Source organism: Methanocella sp. (genome assembly GCF_035506375.1).
Lineage (GTDB): Archaea > Halobacteriota > Methanocellia > Methanocellales > Methanocellaceae > Methanocella.
Genome location: NZ_DATJPM010000030.1, coordinates 1 through 17,487 on the forward strand (window position 1 = coordinate 1; position 17,487 = coordinate 17,487).

Annotated in this window: 14 protein-coding genes; 9 read left to right on the top strand and 5 right to left on the bottom strand. The window is 54.8% G+C overall.

Translation table 11 applies throughout. The features are described 5' to 3' along the window. Positions 1-39: 39 nt before the first annotated feature. Complete coding sequence (locus tag VMC84_RS03410) at positions 40-2,538, bottom strand: TIGR04279 domain-containing protein (RefSeq protein ID WP_325378157.1); 2,499 nt, start codon at positions 2,536-2,538, stop codon at positions 40-42. A 177-nt stretch (positions 2,539-2,715) separates the two neighbouring features. Here VMC84_RS03410 and VMC84_RS03415 point away from each other — a divergent pair, with 177 nt between their 5' ends. From VMC84_RS03415 to VMC84_RS03450, 8 genes are all read left to right on the top strand, one after another. Then, positions 2,716-2,979, top strand: a complete 264-nt coding sequence (locus VMC84_RS03415) for a hypothetical protein (RefSeq protein WP_325378159.1) — start codon at positions 2,716-2,718, stop codon at positions 2,977-2,979. 12 nt (positions 2,980-2,991) lie between these two features. Then, positions 2,992-5,046, top strand: coding sequence for a DUF4129 domain-containing protein (locus VMC84_RS03420; RefSeq protein WP_325378161.1), 2,055 nt, complete (start codon positions 2,992-2,994; stop codon positions 5,044-5,046). Further along, complete coding sequence (locus VMC84_RS03425) at positions 5,043-5,993, top strand: DUF4350 domain-containing protein (protein ID WP_325378163.1); 951 nt, start codon at positions 5,043-5,045, stop codon at positions 5,991-5,993. Before VMC84_RS03420 ends, VMC84_RS03425 begins: the two co-directional genes overlap by 4 nt. Positions 5,994-6,001: 8 nt before the next feature. Then, a complete protein-coding gene (locus VMC84_RS03430; RefSeq protein ID WP_325378165.1) occupies positions 6,002-6,970 on the top strand; it encodes a MoxR family ATPase in 969 nt (322 codons plus the stop codon). Positions 6,971-6,975: 5 nt separating this feature from the next. Next, positions 6,976-8,331, top strand: a complete 1,356-nt coding sequence (locus VMC84_RS03435) for a DUF58 domain-containing protein (RefSeq protein WP_325378167.1) — start codon at positions 6,976-6,978, stop codon at positions 8,329-8,331. A gap of 4 nt (positions 8,332-8,335) precedes the next feature. Further along, positions 8,336-9,115 (top strand): hypothetical protein, encoded by a 780-nt coding sequence (locus VMC84_RS03440; RefSeq protein WP_325378169.1) that lies wholly within the window; start codon positions 8,336-8,338, stop codon positions 9,113-9,115. Between the two features lie 6 nt (positions 9,116-9,121). Beyond that, on the top strand, positions 9,122-10,054 hold the full coding sequence (locus VMC84_RS03445) for a DUF1616 domain-containing protein (RefSeq protein WP_325378171.1): 933 nt from the start codon (positions 9,122-9,124) through the stop codon (positions 10,052-10,054). Between the two features lie 138 nt (positions 10,055-10,192). Continuing rightward, positions 10,193-11,068, top strand: a complete 876-nt coding sequence (locus VMC84_RS03450; RefSeq protein WP_325378172.1) for a ParB/RepB/Spo0J family partition protein — start codon at positions 10,193-10,195, stop codon at positions 11,066-11,068. 17 nt (positions 11,069-11,085) lie between these two features. Here VMC84_RS03450 and VMC84_RS03455 read toward each other — a convergent pair whose 3' ends face one another. Genes VMC84_RS03455 through VMC84_RS03470 form a run of 4 tightly spaced genes read right to left on the bottom strand, consistent with a single transcriptional unit; the run spans position 11,086 to position 16,125 of the window. Beyond that, positions 11,086-12,207 (bottom strand): glycosyltransferase family 4 protein, encoded by a 1,122-nt coding sequence (locus VMC84_RS03455; protein ID WP_325378173.1) that lies wholly within the window; start codon positions 12,205-12,207, stop codon positions 11,086-11,088. Continuing rightward, entirely contained in the window at positions 12,204-13,385 is a 1,182-nt protein-coding gene (locus tag VMC84_RS03460) for a glycosyltransferase family 4 protein (protein WP_325378175.1), read from the bottom strand. Before VMC84_RS03460 ends, VMC84_RS03455 begins: the two co-directional genes overlap by 4 nt. A gap of 26 nt (positions 13,386-13,411) precedes the next feature. Beyond that, on the bottom strand, positions 13,412-15,277 hold the full coding sequence (locus VMC84_RS03465; RefSeq protein ID WP_325378177.1) for a hypothetical protein: 1,866 nt from the start codon (positions 15,275-15,277) through the stop codon (positions 13,412-13,414). Next, positions 15,274-16,125 (bottom strand): glycosyltransferase family A protein, encoded by an 852-nt coding sequence (locus tag VMC84_RS03470; RefSeq protein WP_325378179.1) that lies wholly within the window; start codon positions 16,123-16,125, stop codon positions 15,274-15,276. The genes VMC84_RS03465 and VMC84_RS03470 overlap by 4 nt, the downstream gene beginning before the upstream one ends. A gap of 462 nt (positions 16,126-16,587) precedes the next feature. Here VMC84_RS03470 and VMC84_RS03475 point away from each other — a divergent pair. Beyond that, positions 16,588-17,487, top strand: a 900-nt coding sequence (locus VMC84_RS03475) for a DUF1616 domain-containing protein (protein ID WP_325378181.1), incomplete at its 3' end; no start/stop codon positions are given.

Genomic DNA, 17,487 nt, shown 5'->3' on the forward strand with positions numbered 1-17,487 from the left:
CGGTAATTATAGGAATTATTTTGTATTTTTCCATCGCAATTAACCTCCCAATTCTAACACCCAATACCCATATCCAGGTTTAAGTGTATTTAATGAACCTTGAATATAAATCGATCCCGAGGTATCCGCTGCTGAGCACCAGTAATTATATTGTTGTGTTAAGCCATCGAACTCCCATACGACGAAACTTTCGGGATAGACACTACGGACATCCCTATTAGATGTCACCGGATTACCGACTAAATTCCATCCATAATTCTTTGTAATTGTATTAGGATCCGCTGTCGTTCCCGTTACATGTAATGTCGTATCATTATAACATAGCACCCAATACCCATAGCTTTCATTGAATTTAGTTAAATTGCCTTGAATGTACGGGTATCCGGCTGTCACATAATAGTCCCATGGTGAAGATGCATTCGAGCTATTATATCCCCAGATAACGAAAACATGTTTTAACACATCGGGCGTGAATACTGCAGTTAGGTTATCGTCTAAAGGCTTTAATGGGAGTGAGATTAAATTCCATCCCGTATACAATGGAATGTCTAATGACCCTCCAAGCGTTATATTCGTCTGGTTTATGCCCGCGATCTTACCGGTATTCCTGTCAACGACGACCGATGTCACGATGTATTTGCCCGTCGGCATCGTGTCATTCGTCAACAGCGTGATATCCCGGCTCTTATCCGTCGTCCTGTCGCTTACCGTTACCGAGACGTTAGACTCATTTAACTCAGACGTCAGGATACCCCTCATCTTAGCCGTATCCTTCAGGTCGTCCGAGTAGAGCTTATAATCGCCGGCCATGCCATTAACCATCAAGTACGTGCCCGCATCCGTGCCGTCAGTCGTGATCGTACCGTGCTCCTTCATGGACAGCCCATGGAAATCGAGAGATGTCCCGCTCACCGAGCCGCCATCGGGCACCGTCACGTCCAGTATTGCCGAGTAATTATCCTCCGGGACCATGGCCGCAATATAAACATATTCCGAGTCAGGTACTGTGCCCGTAAGCGTTTCACTGAGCGTGACCGGTTCGCCGGGCATTGCATCCGGGCCTACCTGTGTCGTCTCCAGGCCGTTCTTCGTGACAACGAAGGGCGCAGCGCTTACCAGGCACGGCGTATTCGGCATGCTATAGTCCATAACTAATAATACGTAATTGCCCTGGCTCATATCCTCCAGAGCTGGAATATTGCTGTCGCCCACATTAAAGTCGCTCGAGCCCGGGTCCGCTGCAATGTCCGCGCTGCCGATCTCGCTGTTCTTTATATTTTCCATGGTCAGGCTTTTCATGCTGTCGATGAAGGAACTCATGTCCGTAAGGTCCAGATTCATGCGGCTCAGGTCCAACAGCATGACGTGGAACGTTTTATGGGACATTTCCGAGGAACCGTTAAAGGTCGCCGAGACATCGTCACCCTCACGGTAAACCGGATAAGTACTATACGGCACTATAACGCCGTGAGGCGTCATGTCCACGGATGCCGATGCATCGCCCGAGATACCGAGGAAGCTGAACATACTATAGAATGGAATTTTCGAGATCATGCCCGATACTTCTTTATGAATAGTGGCCGGCCCATTATAGTTAACAGTAAATGTTGGCACCTGGATCTGATTATCGCCCTTAAGGGTGAGCCATCCGCCTTCAGTTGCCGAGCTCGTGGGCTCGAAGGCCGCCGAATGAGTCGTGAAGCCGTTCCATTCGCTGCTCATCCATACGGTATAATTATAATTAGGAACATAAACCGGTAATGTGAAATCCGTCGGGGTAAATGGATCCGTAGAACCTTGGGCTTTGATTTCGAATGTATTCGTCACATTATTAGGATCAGTCGTATTCGCGATCACCGGTGCATGGGCTGTGCCATATACGTATTTATAAGTAGGGTCCCAAGTCTCGCTATCCGGCTTCACCACGATATCATTAACCAGGATCTGATAATTATTATCTATGCCCGACGGATCCCAGATATTATATTGGAATTGGGCGGTTTCGCCAGCCTCCAGGTGTCCGTTGCCATTAACACTCGGGTCGCCACTCAACTCGGTAATGTTCGATATCCAAATACATGGGCCGTTTCCTTCGGTCGAATTATCGATGATAATATGGGTCGTGTCTGTCTGGGCAGAACCTGTCGGATTACCATCCTTGACGTCCGAATAGCTGCTAAACCAGGCAACTCCGCCTGCAATACCATAGTCGTCCGGGGCCGGTGTGCCTGACGGTATATGGACAAGATAGAATATTTTACCATTGCTCACGCCGGTCAAGGGGCTGGAAATATTCCATGTGTAGTTCCGCGGGTCCGATGGATCGTTAGTAAACGGTACATTGCTGTCGACGACCTCCCAGTACTCCGGTAAATATTCCCTGATGGATACAGCGTATTGAGTACCGGTCACCGAATAGTCGAGTTCCACGGTAAAGTTTTCATCCGGTAAATATTGCGCCGTACCGGTGCTGGACCCGTTCACGATACGCGTAACACTGACGCCCGGCGAGTCCTGTACAATGACGGATTGGGACACCGCTAAACCGTTGGCTCCAAAAATTATGGCCAAAATAATTGTGATAACAATTAAGACATCCAAATATTTGTTATTATGCCTCAAGCTCTCGACCCATAGTTAATATTCGTGCAAGGATATAAACATTATCGCTCGGGATAAAAAAATTATTATACTATCGCACTAGTGTGTGTAAAGATGTTGACCAGGAGCCAGAGACTCGTATATATTTTCGGGGGCTGGATGTTCGCCGTACTGGCGCTGCTGGCGCTCTTCGGTAGCATCAGCTACGAATACTTCTTCGTCCTCTGCCTCATCGGCTTCCTGGTCATTGTCGAGCTCAGCGGCCCTTTTACGGTCCGGCCCGCCTGGCGCTCGCGCGTGAACATCGTAATAATCCTCGGCGTGCTCGTCTTTTCCCTCATCGTCATTGAAAAGGTGCTGGCCATCCTCGGGGTCTGAGCTGGGAGTACAATGGCAGGAAAAAAAACATATTATTCAATAATATTTCCTATAAAGCCGGCAGCCCTCGTTATCGCCATACTATTAATATCATGTCTTCCCGCCGCCGCCCAGACCGTCCATGAAAACCCGAACACTCTGACGCCGAGCCACGGCCAGGGCTTCGACGCTCAGATGAACGCGCTCCTGGTAAAAATGCTGGGCAGCCTGGGCGACGTCTCTTCCGCGCTCAATAACAATAATATTACATCCGCCCGGAATGCCTACGCGCGCTTCTCCTCGTCGCTCGATAATTTCGGCGAACTGCTCTGGCAGCTCAACCTTTCGGAGTCGGATTACCAGAATATTTCGGGCCAGATGAACCTCACGAACGCCGATATCCGGGCCATCATCGACGGCTCGGACGCCTATGGCCGGGGCATGATCTTATACAACGCTTCCTTATCCGGCGGCGACCAGGCCAACGCCAGCATCGCGGCCGCGCAGGTCCGGGACAGCTATCGCAACGTTTCCTCGTCCTACGGCAGCCTGAGGCGCAACGTCACGGTCCTGGAAAGCATCCTCTCGGACCGGAACGTGGACGTCGGGAGCCTGGACAGCTCTCTGGGCAGCCTGGACCAGTACGTATACCGGCTCAACCAGTCTTACAGTAATTTGACCATTTCCGATAATGGCTACAGGATACAGCTTAATGCGGACCGGGGCCAGACGTCCGTGGGCGGCCGGGTCAACTTCTTCGGGTATCTCCGGGACTCGAACGGCGATCCCGTCAGCAACGCCGGCGTGGGCGTCTACGTCGACGGCAAGCCTGCGGGCACTTTCGTCACCGACATCAACGGCGAGGGCTTTCTTAGCTACGATGTTCCCGTAGGCGTGTCCGGAGACCATATTCTCGCCCACGCCGAGTACGTGCCGTCGTCTTCTCCCGGCCCCCTTGTTCTCAGCAACTATATTGAGCTAACCCTCCAGGACATGCCCTCCACGCTATCCCTCCTTATGGACCGGGACACGGCATCGTTCGGGGACACGGTGAATGTGACCGGCGAGCTTACGAGCGACGGCATGGTAATGCGGGATAGGCCGGTCGGGATATTCCTTAACGGCGCTTTACTGGCGAACGTATCGACGGACAGGAATGGCTCTTATGCATATACGTTCCACATCGGCCCTTCGATGCCCGCCGGGAACTCGCTCGTTAACGCTGTATATCTTCGTGGCGTAAACGATATCCTCCTGAACGGGTCCTCGCAGAGCCGGTCGCTGAACATACCGGCCCGGCAGACGAACCTGACTATCAATACGTCAGGCGCAGCCGTCATAGGCAGCCCTTACGGCATATACGGCTCATTTACAGCCGATAACGGCGTGCCCGTGGATGGCGCGAACGTCTCCATCCTCATCGACGGCTCGGCCGCCGGCAGCGGAATTACGGGCGATGACGGGGCCTACGATGTCGTTATCGTTTTATCGAATAATTCAACGGCCGGCAATCATACGATATTTGCCTCATATGATCCGGGCCCGGGCAAGGCGCTGGCCGCTTCATCGAGCGCGCCGCTTGCGGTCGTTTTCCAGGCGGCAGGGCCTCCGGAAGACCGGATGGCCATGCTTTTCACTGGCGCCGCGATCCTGCTGATAGCGGCAATAGTGGCCGTATTTATCTGGCGCCGGTATCATGTCCCTGCGCCTGAAAAAGCCGTTATGATACCCGAAGCTCCCGCGACGCCCATCATTACGCCGGTCGAGCCTCCATTGGATGTCGCTGCCGAGTCCGACCGTATACGCTCACTTGGCACAAAAGACTCCCGGGAAGCGATGGCCCAGGTGTACATCCTCTCGAGGAAAGTCTTATCCGCCCGGGTCAGGCTCGACGAATCGTTAACGCACCATGAGTTCTATGATGCGGCAGTTGCCGCGGTCCCATCCGTATCCCATCCATTAAAAGACATCGTCGGCCTCTATGAAAAGGCCATATTCGCGAACATGCCTGTCACGTCCGCCGAGCTGGAGCGGGCAGTCGGCGGCATAAAGGACCTGGACAACTGTATCCGGGAGGCGGCACGGTGAAAAAAACCACGCTCCTTCTCGTCGTCGCGGCCCTGGTCGTGGTCGCGCTCATCGCGGCAAGGTTCTACGTCACGGACGCCGATTTCCGCCTGACGAACCCGTCGTGGAACGGGCTCTCGAGTATGGGCCGGGATGTGCAGCCTCTTTATGATATATCGAGCCTGGCGGACGCGGGCAATGGCGACACGCTGATGATCATCGGCCCGGCGACCAACTACACGCCGGATGAATCTTCCCGGGTAGCCCGATTCCTCTACGGTGGCGGCAGGGTCGTGGTCATGGACGACTTCGGGAAAGCCGACAGCCTGCTAACGGGTATCGGCTCGCCCATCACAATCGACCCCGTCCCTATGTGCCAGTACGAAAACTATTATATCAACCAGTCCTTCCCGGCGATCACAGATATAGCTTCATCTCCCTTTACGATGAACGTCAGCAGGCTCGTGCTCAATCACCCGGCCGTTCTCAAAGTCCAGGGGAACGCCGACATCATAGCTTCGACGTCGAGCGACGCATGGCTGGACCATAACGATAATGCCCGGCTGGACGCGGACGAGAGGACCGGCACATACCCTGTGGTCGCCCGATATACGATGGGCAAGGGAGAGCTGATCGTCGTCAGCGATGCGGACCTCTTCATTAACGGCATGCTCGATAAGGGCGACAACGGCGTCTTCCTCAAAGGCCTGTCCCGGGGCACTGTGCTCGTCGACGTCTCCCACGGCAGTCCGGTTTCGCCGATGGGCGTCGTCTTCTACTCGCTCAAATACGACATCGTCGCCCAGCTCGCCGTCATTCTGCTCATCATGGCGGCCTGCATAGCATATATGGGCAGGGACATGCTTGTGCCTCTGATGGCCAGGCTGGGGCGGTCCATAAAAAACCTTATATTGATGAAATTTACTGTTAAAGGGAAAGATATTAAAGAATCGGATAAGAAGCTTTAGGGATCAGCATGGCAGTCGAGGTCAATAAGGAAGCCGAGGGGGACGTAAAGGAATTTTGCACGATGGTCGACAGCGTAAAGGCCCAGACGAAGCGGGCCATCGTCGGGAAGGAATCCCTGGTATTCGACATATCCACGGCCCTCCTGGCCGGGGGCAACATCATGCTCGAGGGCGTCCCGGGCGTGGCCAAGACGACCATCGCCAAGATCTTCGCCGCGGCGACGGGCCTCGATTTCAAGCGCATCCAGTTCGTGCCGGACATAATGCCGTCAGACATTACGGGCGGCTCGATCTTTAACCAGAGGACCATGGAGTTCGACGTGCATAAGGGCCCGATATTCACGAATCTCCTCCTCGTCGACGAGATAAACCGGGCGTCGCCCAAGGTCCAGTCGTCCCTGCTGGAGGCGATGGAGGAAAAGCAGGTCTCCATCGACGGCATCACCTACCCGCTGCCCCAGCCGTTCATGGTCATCGCGACGGAGAACCCCATCGACGTCGTCGGCACCTTCCCGCTGCCAGAAGCCCAGATCGACCGTTTCATGTTCAAGCTGGATATCCGCTATCCCAGCGACGACGAGGAATTAACGCTACTAAAGTCTAAGAATGTCGATTCCGGCGTCGTCATTGAGGAGGCCTTGGGCCGGGAAAAGATACTGTATATGATCGACATCGTAAAGCGGGTCTACATCGACGATAAGGTCCTTGAATACATCCGTGATATCGTCATCGCGTCGAGGCAGCACGAAAAGCTCCTGCTGGGCGCCAGCCCCAGGGCCTCGATCTCCTTCCTGAAGGCGTCCAAGGCTGTCGCGGCGCTGAACGGCCGCAGCTACGTCATTCCCGACGACGTGAAATACCTCGCGCCGAGGGTACTGGATCACCGGCTCATCATAAAGCCCGAATACGAGCAGGAGGGAATGGCGGTGGACAGTATCGTCGAGGAGCTGCTGGCAACGGTTAAAGTACCCTCCTGATCTCTATGGAACTAAAAGATAGCGCCCTCCCGATGCTGGCATCAGCGCTGGTATTATTATTACTCGCGCTCTTCACCGGGGGCCTGCCCTTTTATGCGGCGTTCGCGGCACTCTTTATCTTCATTATATGGGACTTCACTAATCTGCTTCTGGCGACACGGTCGCTGGATAGAGAGCTCTCCCTTTCCTCCAGCCTTTCGCGCGCCGAACTACCGCCCGGAGCATCGACATCTTTTACGCTACATGCCGCATATCATGGGCGAAGGTCCGGCATCGTGCTTTCCCTGGAGCCGCTGCTCGACGATGCGCTCGATGCCAGGCCTCCAGTCCGGGAGGTCAGGCTGCGGAAGGGCGAGGAGAGCACGCTTAGCATGAGCCTCATTCCCCGGAAACCTGGCGACTACCGCGTTGGTATGGTAAAATTAAGCGTCTCATCTCTATTGTTCGCCGCGACTCGCGTTCGCGGCGAGGCTAAAAGCATCCGCGTGCGCCTATCCCTCGGCGAACATCTGCTCCGGCCGAACGCGGCCCTCCCGGGCTATCGAAAAACCGATGCGCCGGTCAGCATGGTTGACAGGCGCCGTGGCAGCGATTTTTTCGGTGTCCGCCTGTATACGCCCGGAGACAGTGTCAGGAACATTGACTGGGCGCTTACGTCCCGGGCCGGCCACCTGGTGGTCCGGGAGTTCGAGGCCGACAGGGCGCTTCCCGCATATTTTCTCGTCGACGTGAGCGCACGGGCGTTCGAGGAATCCGTGGCAGTCGCCTCCGGCCTCATCGACCGCGAGCTGCTCGAAGGCGAAAAGATCGGGCTCATCTGTTTTTCACGGTCGGAGATAGTGCAGCACGTCCGCCCCGGCATGGGAAGGCAACATATGCGGCGGCTTTCCGAAGTGCTGTCGAAGCTGCATGCCGTGGACGATAGCATGAGCGCCGGGCCCTTCGTTTCCGTCAGCGAGATCTATGGAGCAGGGCAGGTGATCGGGAAGGAGGCAGGCAGCGACGTCCTGAGCCCCGTCATCGAGGAAACCTTTAAGGGATATCTGGCGAATGTCAGGGAGGACGGCTTCATTAAGGCGATACTCGCCGCCGCCGGGGACTCGAAATCCCCATGCGAAATACGGGTCATCACCGGCCTTTCCATGGGCCTGCCGAGCCTGATGAACGGCCTGCGGCTGGCGCGCTACTACGGGCATTCGGCGCTGGTCATCCTGAGCGGTAATGAGGATGGCGAGCGTGCCATGGAGCTGGAATATGCCAGGAAGAAGCTTATGGCTTCCTCTATTAAAGTGGTCTCCGCCCGTGGGCGGGAGATGCCCGAAGGAAGGATCGGCCGGGGCAGGAGCCATATCCGGGGATGAAAATATGAGCGACGACGGCAAAAGTTGGCGGGCGATACTCAAAGACCAGGTTAAGGCCGTTGCCATCGCCTTCGCCGTTTTCGGGCTTTTACTCATGGCACTGTGGTGGGCCACGAACGACGGCTCGTCGATGTCGATGTTTTTATTGCTCGCCGGCATCGGCATAATATCCCTTGCTATTATGCTCTATTTCTTTACGCCCTCGCGCTACCTCCGGGACGAAGTCAGCGACGCGGCCGCTATCTCAAGTGTCCTGTCCCTGAATAGGGTCCTGTCGTCGATGCTCGTGGGCACCGGAGGAATTACCTCGGCTAATGGCGGGCTCTTCCGCGTCTTCATTCCCATATCCCGCGTCGAGGAAAAGAATATAAGCGGCCTTAGCCCTGGCGTCGAAGTGTTCGACGTTAAGGGGCCGGTCAAGGGCATTTCCCTCGTGCCCCTGGGTTACGGGCTTTACCAGCTTGCCTCCAGTATGGGGGCCGTTTTCACGCAGGAAGGCCTGGAAAGCGAGATAAAGGACGTGGTGGAGAACGGCATGGAGATGGTCTCTTCCGTCAGTGTCCGGCGGGATGGGGACTTTATGGCGATCACTATGGCCGGCATGGTAAATGAGGGCATGTGCCGCTCCATCCGTGCGAGCGACCCGGATGTATGCACACGCACAGGCTGCCCCGTTTGTAGCTTCCTGGCTTGCATGGCTGCCTCGGGAACCGGCCGCAAGGTCCGCATCGAGAAAGTCGAGGGGAGCGACAAAGCTTTAAATATCACTTTGCGATTACTATGAGGTATCATGGCTGTGAAAAATGACGACTCGAACACGGTCAACCTGCACATCGGCGATTTTTTCTTCGGCATGGCCGCGGACCTGAAGCTTATCGTCGCCTTTACCCTGGTCACGCTCGCCTTCATCTACGTGCCCGTGCTCAACGAGACGGTCATTCGCTCGGCGCTAGGCCTGGTCATGGTGCTCTTTGTGCCCGGCTATACGCTCATCGCCGCCCTGTTCCCGGGTAAAAAGGACATCGACGGCATCGAGAGGGCCGCCCTGTCCTTCGGGCTGAGCATCGCCGTCTCGCCCCTCATCGGCCTGGGCCTGAACTATACGCCCTGGGGCATCCGGCTGGATCCGATCGTAGTCTGTCTCACGATTTTCACGCTTGTCTGCGTACTCGCGGCCAATAAGCGCCGCCACGAGCTCAGGCCGGAAGAGCGTTTCGATATCGACTTCAGGGGAACGTACAGAGAATTGAAGGGCGAGGTCTTTTCTCAGGATAAGACGCGGCTGGATAGGGCGCTGACCGTCGTGCTCATCCTGTCAATTCTCCTGTCCATCGCCACGCTGGCGTACGTCGTCGCCGTCCCCAAGCAGGGCGAAAAGTTTACCGAGTTCTACATCCTCGGGCCCGACGGCAAAGCCGATAACTATCCGACGAGATATGTACTGGGCGACCAGAAGCCCGTCATCGTGGGCATCGCGAACCACGAGTACCGGAACGTCACCTATGACATGGTGGTTACATTGAACAACAGCCTGGCGGTGACGAGCCTCTATTCGGAAAAGCTGACGCTCGCGGATAATCAGACCTGGGAAAAGACGGTCAACCTGACGCCGGACCGGGCCGGCAACAATATGGAGATGCAGTTCCTGCTCTACGCGGATGGCAACATGAGCGCTCCCTACCGGGAATGCCACCTCTGGGTCAACGTGACGCAGCCCGCTTGATCTTTTTTGACATTATTATATAATTCCCGGGCAGGAAAATAGCGCATAAAATTATAATAACTTATAAATATGACGCTAATCATACAAGCCTTTACATAATAAGTGGCAGTGCGCCAATTCTAAGGAGGTGTGCAGTTCATGAACAACCAGGATATCCCTTTTCAGACAATTCCCATTAACCGGATCGAGCCCGACAGTGACGGTGTCCGAAAATCCAGCACTGACATCGGCGGCCTGAAGTATACCATATCCGATGTGGGGCTACTGCAGCCGATAATCGTCCGGAAGTCCGGTGAAATATATACCGTCATAGATGGGCACCGCCGGCTCAGGGCGCTTAAAGAGCTTGAAGTGGCTGAGCTGATCGTCGGAAGGGAAGTAATCGTCAACGTCGATGAGAACGAGGCGGATAACCGTTTCCGGCAGATCATCGCCAACATCCAGCGCGAGGATATCAGCGATATCGAGCTGGGTCACGCATTTGTCACGCTGAAGGAAAAGTACGGATACCAGTATAACGAGATCGCCGATGTCATCGGAAAGGACCGCCACTACGTCACCGCAAAGGTCGGCCTGGCCACCCGGCTGGCCCCCGGGGTCCAGGAACTTGCCGCCGGCGACAAGGCGGCCGCGGCCGAGCCATATTCCATGAACGTGAATATTCTCGAGGCCATCTCCCGGCTCCCGGAAAGAGTCCAGATGGATGTCTACCGGAAGGTTAAGGCCGGCCGGATGGACAAGGCCGAAGCTCTGGATCTCATCCGTTCCGCACGGAACGGCGCCCTGGACAGAGGCCCCAATGGCAGCGGCGTTGAGGTATTCGTAAAGAAGGTCAATAAGGACCTCGACCTGCTCGCCGTCAAGATCAAGGATGACCGGGTCGAGAAGGAGAAGATATTGCCCGCCATCGAATCGCTCATTGAAAAGCTCAACTCCCTCCGCCTGGAGATCTCCGACGACGGGCGGATCATGGAAAAGAGCAAAACTGAAGTCCGGGTCGACGACACGGCATGACTGTCCCGCTCTTTTTATTATCCAATTGACTCGATAACCTTCAGGAGATTCCTGTAGACGTCGTTCCAGCTGAACTCGTTCTCGGCCAGGGCCCTCGACTTTCGGCCCATTTCCAGCATCTTATCCGCAGAAAAGCCGTGATACGCCTCGAACCCGCGGGCCAGCTGCTCCGGGCTGTTATCGTTAACGACCATGCCGCACCCGTATTTTTTTACGAGCTCCGCGGCATCCCCGACGTTCGTGGTAAGGATGGGCTTGCCCATGGCCGTATATTCAGCGAACTTCGTGGGCGCGGCGATCTCGGTCGATGGGTGGTCGGGCCTCGGCAGCGTCAGCACGTCGCAGGCCGAATAATATGCCTTGACCTGCTCCCGGGACGTGCTGGGCATGAAGACGACATTGCCGTCCCGGTATTCGCGGTCTCCGCCCACGACCAGGAAAGCGGCGCGCTCGTCCCGGATACTTTTCGCCGCCAGGATGAAGTTCTCGACGCCCTGCCATTTTTGAAATCCCCCGACGTAGCCGATGATGAACTTATCGTCCAGGCCCAGCCTGCTTCGGAAAGCATGATTATCGCCTTCGTCCTTCGCATTAAAATATTCCAGGTCCACGCCATTGGTCACGTAGGCCAGCCTGGATGCCGGTATGCCCTTCTCGTTCAGGTACTGGAGCATTTTCCGGGAAACGCAGAGGATCCGGTCGGAGCATTTCTTATCCAGATAGTCGATGACGACATCCTCGATATACTGGAAAATATAATAGAAGCCCCGGACGTCGGAGTTATTGAGCTGGAACTCTTCCACGAGCCCCCCGTGCATATCGAAGATCAGCGGTATGTTCTTCAGCTTGCCCGGCAGCGAGCAGAAAGTTCCCGTATGGGTATTGCCATAGACCAGGTCGTATTTTTCCTGCGAGAGCACCCGGACGTGATACCGGAAAACGTTCCACTCATTCGCGAGGATGAAGGTGTTATAGGGATACTGGCCCTTGTCGATGATCCGGTCGTAGTTCGGTTTACTGCAGTAGTGTATAAAATGGACCTCGTGGCCATTGTCCCGGAGGATGTTGGCGATATTGAACATGCGCCACCAGGCCGCGTCGTCGCCAGGTATGGACGTCGTTACGCTAAGTATCTTCATTCGATCACCTTCGCCGGCGCAAGGACCCTGGCCGGGGCGAGCCCATGATAATATTCTGCCAGCTTTTTCGCCACCTCGTCCCACGTCCTCTCTTTTTTAACGTATGACCTGGCGTTTTTGCCCAGCTCATTTGCCAGCGCAGGATTATCATGCAGCTCCAGGACCCGGGCCGCGATGATATCCGGCTCGACCCTCGGGATGAGTAAGCCGTTCACGTAATCGGTGACGGACTCCGGAAAGCCTCCACTCTCGGGGACAATGCAGGGCTTTTCCATGGCCATTCCCTCCAGCAGGAATATACAGGACGGCTCCTCTATGCCATACATGGACAGCGTCGGGATGCAGATGATGTCGCTCGACGCGATGTACTGCGGGATCTGCCGGTTCTGGATGTCGCCGAGCAGGACCACGTTATTCGCCAGGCCCAGCTCCTCGATGAGATTTATAATGTTCTGCCTGTTGGGGCCGTCACCGGCTAATATAAGCCTGATGCCCGGGATCTTTTCCTTAACGATCGAGACCGCGCGGATTAGCTGCATCTGGCCATGGTTGACGTCCATCGACTTCGCGTGGAATATGACGTAGTCGTCCCCGGGGATCCGCAATTTCCGGCGCTCCTCGCTCTTCGGCCGGGGAATGAAGTTGACCAGGTCCGCGCCGTTAGGTATTACGATGATCTTTTTCGCCAGGTCTTCTCCATACTCTGAAATGATGCTTCTTTTCAGATAGGCGCTCACGCAGACCACCATGTCGAAATTAGTTAAAACGGTTTTTTCCAGCCATTTGTAGGCGTGGAACCTGACAGAGTTATCGCGCACCTGCCCGACGGTTATTTTTTCCTTGAGCTCGTCGCCGTGGAAGGTTATTATCTTCTTTACTCCCGGGGAAAAGAAGAGGGCGTAGACCAGATACGGCGTCAGGTTCGATCCCTGGACGTGAATGACGGAAGGCTTGACTTTTCGGACCTCGTGAGCGATCCTCAGGATGGACAGCGGGGGAAATAGATAATAGATCATATGGATCTTCATCATTCGTATCGTGGCATTTCCATCTTTGAATACCCGCGTATCCCTACCGTAGGACACGATGGAGAAATCCAGGTCCGCCGTGTCGATCTTTCCCAGAGAGTGGATCAGGTTTATGGTGTGCACCGCGACACCGCCCGATACCCGTTCCACGGGATATTTCCCCAGCATGACGGCTTTTAGACCCGATATGCTCTCACGTCCCCGTTCTCGTAGAATTTGTCGATGCTGCCGGTATAGTTCATGAACGTATCGTTGGCCTTGATGTTCTCCAGCAGCTGCCCGTTATTGCCGAACAGCGGCATGATGAACCCTTTTTCCATCTCGAAGTTCCGAACGATGAGCACCTTATCCTTATACGATGTGTCCCCGGGGTCGAGGAAGTGGTCCTGTATGTCAAGCGTGCTATTGATGGGCGCCAGGTACATGGCGCTGACCGCGATCTTCGCCGGGTTCACGTAATCCTTAAAGAAGTTGGCCGCGATGACCTCCGACTGGATCGCCGGCCTCATGGACAGGTCCTGGGAATAGATGCTGGCGTTGGGACTGCTGATGGGCGTGGTGATGGAAAAGAACACGATCAGCTGTATGATGAGGAGTACGACGATCGTGAATTTCTTAAAGACTTCGGCGAACATGCAAAGGGCGATCGCGGCAAATATGCCCAGGAACACCGTGATGAAGACGAACCACCGGTCCGGCAGCATATCGGGTGCAATAAACGCCTCAAGGTACGGTATCGGGATTATGAACAGGGTGATCAGCGATAACAGGGTCCGCCTGTCGTTGACTGCCTTCCCGATCTGCCCGATGTTATTCTCGCTCAGCTTGAGGACTACCAGGGCGCCGCATACGCCGAAAGCGATGAGCAGGGCGAAGCCCAGCTCGTAGAGCAGGATATCCACGTAGCTATAGTACGGCGACGACGTCGCCTTCGTGACCACCGCCACGCCCGTCATAAGCTGCATCAGGGCCAGGTCCAGCTGCGACGAGAGCCTCGCTCCTGTCTCCGTGGGGCGGAAATATTGCAATATCAGGAGCACGATGCTGATGGCGACGTAGCGCAGGTCCACGATGTCCCTGATCTTTAATAGCTTACTCGCGACGTAGATGAATATGATCGTGAAGGAGGAGACGAAACCCACGACCGGGTGCATGAAGTTGATGGCCAGCAGCAGGACCAGCGTGACCGTTCCCTTATACGCTTCCTTTTTCAGGCAGAAGAGGGCGAAGAGAAGCAGCATGTAGTAGATGACGGCATAATTGCTCGGGTAGAACGAGTACCGGGGCAGTATGACCTGGGCCGAGAGCGAGATCAGCAGCGTCGACAGCAGGGCGATCTTCGGCTCAAAGATCTTATTGCACAGGATAAAAACGAATACCAGCGCCAGCACCTGGATAAAGGCCAGGACAAGCTGGGCGATCTTGACGTCGCCGATGCTCGACAGGAGCATGGTGCCGACGAACGTCAGCTGGTAGACCGGATAATTCTCGTAGTTGCTCTCGCTGATATACAGGCTCCCGGAGTTCAGGATCTGCGAGATATACTGCGTGTGGAAGTACGCGTCGGCGCCGATCGGGACCTGGAAGAGGAAGAGGGTCGAGGCGCTCAGGTAGAACGCGAGGATCAGTATTTCGCCCAGTATGATGGCTAATCGCGCATTGCTGAACTTGTTCGACGACAGTATCTGGTAGGATATGGCGAGGACCATCAGGCAGATCGATAAATAGTAGGGCAGCGAAAGCGTGTAGGTTTTCAGTGAATCCAGCAGCAGCAGCACCGAAAACATGAAAACGACCAGCCAGATGATGACCGTGAACTTGAAGTTAATGTCGCTAATGGCCTCCGCCGCGGCCCGCGTCGCCTTCTTGGGCACGAGGATGATCGCCATGGAAAGGATAGAGCCGATCAGCAGGGCAAGCCCGATGTGCTCCCTGTTCAGGCCTTTTACCAGCGACAGGATAAAAGCTGCCGTGCCCGCGAGGGCATAGACCACCAGGAGTATCGGGTATATTTTTTCATTACTCAACTTAATGTTGATCATACGTTCCCCTCCGTTATCATGCCTTTTGTGATCTGGACGAGCCGGTCGTGCCAGAAATATTTCAGGACTTCCGGGTCCTTTATTTTCTCCTCACGCCGGATGAGGTCCGCCATATATCCGGAGACCACCGCCAGCCCGAGATAATGGGGCGGCGTCCTCGTGTAAAATATCGCGTTCATCAAAAGCAGTATCGGGTTATACCCGATGCGGTACATCCCTTTCCCGATGAGCCGATAGCCGCCCCAGAATCCGATCTTGGAGCCCCGGATCCGTGATTTTTTAAAGGATGTCGCGGGCACTTTTTTTACCTCCCAATGCCGGTTGAGCGCTTTGATCATCAATATCGTATCGGGGGAGAACGCGACGGGATACCCGCCCATCTCCTCCAGGAACTCCCGCCGGTACAGCCGGATATCGTTAAACCCTTTTATGTGCTCGTAAGAGCGGCCATCCGGCTGAAGGATATACTGGGCCCCGCAGGTGAACGCAAGCTTTGGGTTATTTTCCATCTCCCGCTGTAATACCTCGAAGTAATCCGGGTCCAGGGCCGGGGTCGCGTCGGTTTTTCCGACGAAATCATACAGGATGTTATTATTCGCGCACAGGGCCCGCGCATATCGGAGGCAATCGTTCACGTTATTGGAAAAATTCTCGTGGCTGTAGCCTTCGCCCGAGTAATTTTTCTGCCGGATGACGTAGATCCAGTCGTGGCCCCGGAATAGCTCCTTTGCGATACTGTAGCTTTTATCCGTGCTGCCGCCGTCGCCGATGACCCATATCCGGGGCCTCGCGGTCTGGCTTAAAACGATCTCTTTCAAGCGGCCCAGATGCCGGGCCTCATTTACCATTGGAGTTATCAGGATGTAGCTCAGTTCAATCCCTCTATCGTCTTAACAGGTCTCGCAGATCTTCTCAAAGAGGTTCCAGCGTATCTCGATCCGGACCATCGGATAAGTCTCGAGTCATGGGGCATGCCTTGCCCTAATCGCTTGCCTCCATAACTCCTGCTCTATAACTATATTATGTATAATATATAATATTATCGCTAAAAAAACATTCGCATGGAACTTAATTTATTCCTTTTTTTAGAATTGAAATAACCAGGATACGTCATTGGAATCCTGGCGTAAGTGACATCATAGTTTTCCGGTTTATAATGATCTGGCGGGCAACCGGTTAATGCACAATTTATAAATATAATATGATACAATAACTAAAATATTATATTTATTATGACCTCAAAAAGCGATTTTAATTGCCGCAAAAGATGGGGCCTGAACGGAAAGATCCAGCATTGACATGGAGGTTTTATGGCTGTAGAATACGACACTTCAAAGGCGAATTTACAAATGAGCTATCTGCTCCTGGACATGGGCACCGACCTGAAACTTATCCTGTTCCTGACGCTGGCCACGGCCGCGTTCATCTACACGCCACTGTTGAACGAAACGGTGATCAGGACGGTGCTGGGCCTGGCCATGCTGCTCTTCATCCCGGGCTATTCGGTCACGGCCCTGCTATATCCTGGAAAGGCAGTCATCGGCCATATGGAGCGGTTCGCGCTCTCCTTCGGGCTGAATATCATTCTGGTTCCGCTCATCATGCTGGGGCTGAACTACACGCCCTGGGGCATACACCTGGATCCCCTGGTGGTATGCCTGATGGCTCTCACCACATGGTGCACGCTGGTCGCCAACATGAGGCGGCACGGCCTTCCGAAGGAAGAGCGCTTCTCGGTCCCGTTCACGGAAGCCTGTGTGGAGGCGAAAGCCGGCCTCTTTAATGACCTGTCGGGCGGTGGCCGAGCCTTTACCATCATCATCGTTGTCTCCCTGGTGATCATGCTCGGCGTCATCGCCTATGTGCTGGTCGTGCCAAAGCCTGGAGAGCCTTTTACCGAATTCTTTATCCTGGGGCAGAATGGCACGGCGGATAATTATCCCGTGTCCTTCAGGCCAGGCGAGCAAAAGAACGTGACCGTGGGCGTTGTTAACCACGAGAACCACGGCCAGGCCTATGATCTCGTGGTCACGGTCATCGATAGCGCTAACAGCACGACGCTCCTGGCGGACCGGATCTTCCTGGCCGATAACCAGACCTGGGAGCAGCCCGTCGGCCTGAGGCCCGGCCATAACGGCACGAACATGAAGGTCGATTTCCTCCTGTATAAGGATGGGAACACGACGTCTCCCTATCGTGAATGCTATCTC

Coding starts and splice junctions, on each gene's coding strand:
- VMC84_RS03415 (WP_325378159.1), top strand. CDS start 2,716: ATGTTGACCAGGAGCCAGAGACTCGTATATATTTTCGGGGGCTGGATG.
- VMC84_RS03420 (WP_325378161.1), top strand. CDS start 2,992: ATGGCAGGAAAAAAAACATATTATTCAATAATATTTCCTATAAAGCCG.
- VMC84_RS03430 (WP_325378165.1), top strand. CDS start 6,002: ATGGCAGTCGAGGTCAATAAGGAAGCCGAGGGGGACGTAAAGGAATTT.
- VMC84_RS03435 (WP_325378167.1), top strand. CDS start 6,976: ATGGAACTAAAAGATAGCGCCCTCCCGATGCTGGCATCAGCGCTGGTA.
- VMC84_RS03440 (WP_325378169.1), top strand. CDS start 8,336: ATGAGCGACGACGGCAAAAGTTGGCGGGCGATACTCAAAGACCAGGTT.
- VMC84_RS03445 (WP_325378171.1), top strand. CDS start 9,122: ATGGCTGTGAAAAATGACGACTCGAACACGGTCAACCTGCACATCGGC.
- VMC84_RS03450 (WP_325378172.1), top strand. CDS start 10,193: ATGAACAACCAGGATATCCCTTTTCAGACAATTCCCATTAACCGGATC.
- VMC84_RS03455 (WP_325378173.1), bottom strand. CDS start 12,207: ATGAAGATACTTAGCGTAACGACGTCCATACCTGGCGACGACGCGGCC.
- VMC84_RS03465 (WP_325378177.1), bottom strand. CDS start 15,277: ATGATCAACATTAAGTTGAGTAATGAAAAAATATACCCGATACTCCTG.
- VMC84_RS03470 (WP_325378179.1), bottom strand. CDS start 16,125: ATGGTAAATGAGGCCCGGCATCTGGGCCGCTTGAAAGAGATCGTTTTA.